The following is a 3725-nucleotide window of genomic DNA, read 5'->3' as shown; positions in this document are numbered from 1 at the left end:
TAGCCACCGCGCGAAAGCTGCTCGTAACCCTCAATGCCATGATCGCCAGTGGCCGGAGGTACGTCCCTCAGGGCTCCAGCTGAATACAGTTGCCGGCAAAACCGGGGCGGTTCAGTCCTTCAATGCAAAAGGCTATATTTTCAATGTGATGAAGAACGCCCTCCACCACCACAAAATCAAACGTTACCGCGGGGAACCTATCGACATTCAAATCCGCGCGCTGATGCTCAACGCCCTGCAGACCGAGTTCACGTACTCGCTTGCTGGCGCGTTCCAACGCCTTGTCAGCGATGTCGCTGGCGACGATACGGCCAGCAAAGCCCGCTTGGCGCAGAGCAATTTCCATCCAACCTTCATTTGATCCAAGAATCAGCACGCTCTTTTGCGAAGTATCACCTGTGCAAATATACTTTTCAATACTGTACGAGAACCAGTGTTTATCAGGATCACCGGTATAGCGTTCGTTGATTAACTTTAGATAACTTAATGCCGACATCCACGAACTGCCGTAACTGTACGGATGATCACTATTTCAAGGGTTAGACATCTGATCTCTCTATACCTGTTGTCTGATAAACCGCCTCAGACGGGACCTGAGGTGGCCGCACCGCGGGAAAGAAGCAAAATTAGCCGCCAAGAGCAATCGCGAGGCACATCCGACATACTGGCGCGTGTAGCATGGTGTAAACAGCTCACGTACCTAGTTGGGGTGGCGCAGGATCGAAACCCGTCGTATCGGACGATTAAAGCGGAACCCGACCTGAATGAATCGTAAGGGATTCCCAAATCGGGCGGGAAGTGATTGAGACCGTCTACCGGTTGGGGGCCGCCGGACATGTCGAGAGCGCTATCGGTCGATATTCGCGTTCGAGTTCTGGGCGCCGTTGCGACGGGTGCATCGCGGCGCTTTGGGCCGGTGGCGGGGTGATGACGGCTTTCGAGCGGACGTGCTCGGTCACGAGGTCTGCGTGCTGGCGCAAGCGGTAGCTTGACGCCTCGATCTGGATCACGACGGGGTGGTGGAGGAGCGTGTCGAGGAGCGCCGTTGCGACGACGGGGTCGCCGAAGATGTCGCCCACTCGGCGAAGCCGCGGTTTGAGGTGAGGATCATGGCGCCCTTCTCGTAGCGCGCATTGACCAGCCGGAAGAACAGGTTGCCGACGCCGGGCACCACAGGCAGGTTGCCGATCTCGTCGACCACGAGGAGCTGGGGGCGGACGAGGTAGCGGATCCGCTCCCGTAGCGTGCCCTCCTTCTCGGCCTTGGCGAGGGAGGTTACGAGGTCAGGCAGCGTCGAGAAGGTGACGCTTTTGCCCGCCTTAATCGCTTCGACGGCAAGGGCTGTGGCCAGATGGCTTTTGCCAGTCCAGGGTGGACTAAGCAGTTGCACCACCTCGGCGCGCTCGATGAAGGTCAACTCGGCCAACGCCAGGATGCGGTTCCGGTCGAGCGATGGCTGGAAGGCGAAGTCGAAGCCGGCAAGCGTCTTGATCGTGGTGAGCCGCGCGAGCATCATGGCCGTCTTGATCCGGCGTGTCTCGCGGATGGACAGCTCCTCCATCAGGATCTGATCGAGCGCTGCGATGGCGTCGATCTCGCCCTGCGATGGCGTCGATCTCGCCCTGCTCGATGCGGCGGATGGCGCCATCGAGCACCTCGAGCGCTTGCGGCATGCGCAGGGCCACAAGGCTTCTCTTGATGCTGTCGAGCGTCGTCGGTTGAGGGTGGCGAACGGAAGCGCTCATGAGCGGCCTCCGTTCGCGCCGGTGCCTTGAGCGGCGAGCCGGTCGCCGATGGCCTGGTAGATGGAGAGCGAGCGGGCCGCGACGCGCTCACCGGGCCGGAGGAACGCCATCTCGTCATCCCGGCGATGCTGGACCCCATTTGCCGCCCCTCTCGCCGCGTTGCCTCGCCGATGCGCCGGATCGATCTGGTATTGTTTGCGGCCCTCCACAACAGGATGGCGCGCCACGAGTCGGCCGCCATCCAGGACGCGGATCTCGTCAGCCAGCTGATGCACCTCAACCGCCCGGCGTGTGCGGTCAGGCACCCTGTAATAGTTGCCGCCAATCGCGACGAACCCGTCATGGCTGACGCGCCGCTCCAACTTGATCAGGGCATCGAAGGGGCCGGCAGGCAGCGCCTGGAGCTCAGGCTGCTCGGCGGCAAAGGCCTCGGCCACAATCCGGTTGGTGGTGCCGTGGAGGCGGACGTTGGCGACCGTGTCGAGTCAGAGGCCCAGCTCGGCGTTCAGATGATCCAGGTCGCGGAAGGACCTGCCGAGGAAGAAGTCCTCTCGGATGTAGCGGAAGGGCCGCTCCACCTTGCCCTTCGTCTTGGCCCGGTACGGCCGGCAGGCTCGCGGCAGGAAGCCGTAATGTTGCGCCAGCGCCAAAAGCGAGCGGTTGTAGATGATGTGGCCGCCCTCATCCTCGCCGGTCAGCGCCGTCTTCATGCGGTCGTAGAGGATCTCGACCGTAACGCCGCCGATCGCCGCAAAGGCCGCCATATGACGGCGCAGCAGCGTCTGAAGGTCCTGATGATGGACGAAGCGCGCAAACAGATGGCGCGAGTGACCGAGGACCAGGCTGAACAACCAGACGATCCGGTTGACGCCGGGCTCGTTCTCGAAGGCGACGACGAAGCGGGCGAAGTCCACCTGTGCCTGCAGGCCGGGCGGGGTCTCGAAGCGGAACTCATAAGGTCGCGGCCCTGCATTGGGCCGAACCGCCGCTACGAGGCGCTTCACCTGCGAGTAGCCACCCCCATAGCCGCGTTCACGGATCTCGCGCAGCAACCGGGTGGCCGTCAGATCCGGGAAGGCTATGAGGCGCTCGCGGATGTAGTCGACGAAGGGCAGGAGTTTGCCAAGCCTGCCGACCTGACGTGGCCCATAGACCAGCAGCTCAAGGCCACGCTCAATGTATTTGCGAACCGTCTTCGGATCGCGGCCCGTCCGCCGCGCAATCGCGGTCACGGACAGACCTTGCCGATGCAGGTCGAGGATCATCACCAGTTCTCCAAGCTGGACCACCCGCACTGCCCCCGTCCCGATCCTCGAGACGGCATCATCAGCGGCGGTCGGAGAAAGCGAGCCTGTGGAGGGCATGCCCTCCACAGGCTCCCGGCAGCGTCCAACCAAGGAAAATTCAAAGGCCACATTCAGGGAGTATTCGGTGGCCACTGACAGGTGCCACATGGACACTGGAGACGACGACCTTCGTTGACGTGCTCACCCTTCGCGTCTTAACTGGGGCTCTTCATGTTCGCCGGACCGATCAATCGCGACGCCTTCGACGCTTATGGCCTTCATGCCGGATCACTTTGATCAGCTCGCCACGCCGGCGCCAGAAGCAGAAGATGTGCCCGCTAAGTGGATCGTGCTTCAGCGCCTCCTGCACCTATAACGCCAGCGAGGGAAGGCCTTCCCGCATGTCGGTGTGGCCCGTTGCCAGCCACACATTCACGCCCATCGGGGCCGGCATCATCACGGCGTCTCCGGGCCCCGAGCCAGGCGGAGGAAAACCTCCACGTTGATCGCCCCCTCAACGATCAGCCGGCGACCATCAACACGATCTCGACCCCGGCTCCACGCCTCTCTCGCGGAAGCGGAGCCGCCCCCCCTGCCTCAGAGTCCGTCCCGGAACTCATGACGCTCGCGCGATGCGGCGGATAAGAACCATGGCGGCGGCTGCGTAGAGGAAGGCCGTCGCGGAGGCGATGGT

General features: G+C 62.4%; 2 protein-coding genes and 2 pseudogenes. All 4 read right to left on the bottom strand.

Annotated features, from left to right (window positions below):
• Positions 1 to 67: 67 nt before the first annotated feature.
• The 4 genes and pseudogenes from C8P69_RS23170 to C8P69_RS24640 all read right to left on the bottom strand — a co-directional run bounded on the left by C8P69_RS23170 (position 68) and on the right by C8P69_RS24640 (position 3401).
• The gene (locus tag C8P69_RS23170; protein WP_108179789.1) at positions 68 to 496 is read right to left on the bottom strand and encodes a class I SAM-dependent methyltransferase; all 429 of its coding nucleotides are present in this window, start codon (positions 494 to 496) and stop codon (positions 68 to 70) included.
• A 316-nt stretch (positions 497 to 812) separates the two neighbouring features.
• Positions 813 to 1745, bottom strand: a pseudogene (gene istB / locus C8P69_RS23165) (IS21-like element helper ATPase IstB).
• A pseudogene (istA, locus tag C8P69_RS23160) lies at positions 1742 to 3034 on the bottom strand (IS21 family transposase). Before istA ends, istB begins: the two co-directional pseudogenes overlap by 4 nt.
• A 244-nt stretch (positions 3035 to 3278) precedes the next feature.
• The gene (locus tag C8P69_RS24640) at positions 3279 to 3401 is read right to left on the bottom strand and encodes a hypothetical protein (RefSeq protein WP_425440785.1); all 123 of its coding nucleotides are present in this window, start codon (positions 3399 to 3401) and stop codon (positions 3279 to 3281) included.
• Positions 3402 to 3725 lie beyond the last annotated feature (324 nt).

Source organism: Phreatobacter oligotrophus (genome assembly GCF_003046185.1).
GTDB lineage: Bacteria > Pseudomonadota > Alphaproteobacteria > Rhizobiales > Phreatobacteraceae > Phreatobacter > Phreatobacter oligotrophus.
This window is presented reverse-complemented; position numbering and strand designations above follow the sequence as displayed.

Bases quoted from the DNA above. Each gene is read 5' to 3' on its own strand.
- C8P69_RS23170 (WP_108179789.1), bottom strand. From the start codon at position 496: ATGTCGGCATTAAGTTATCTAAAGTTAATCAACGAACGCTATACCGGT.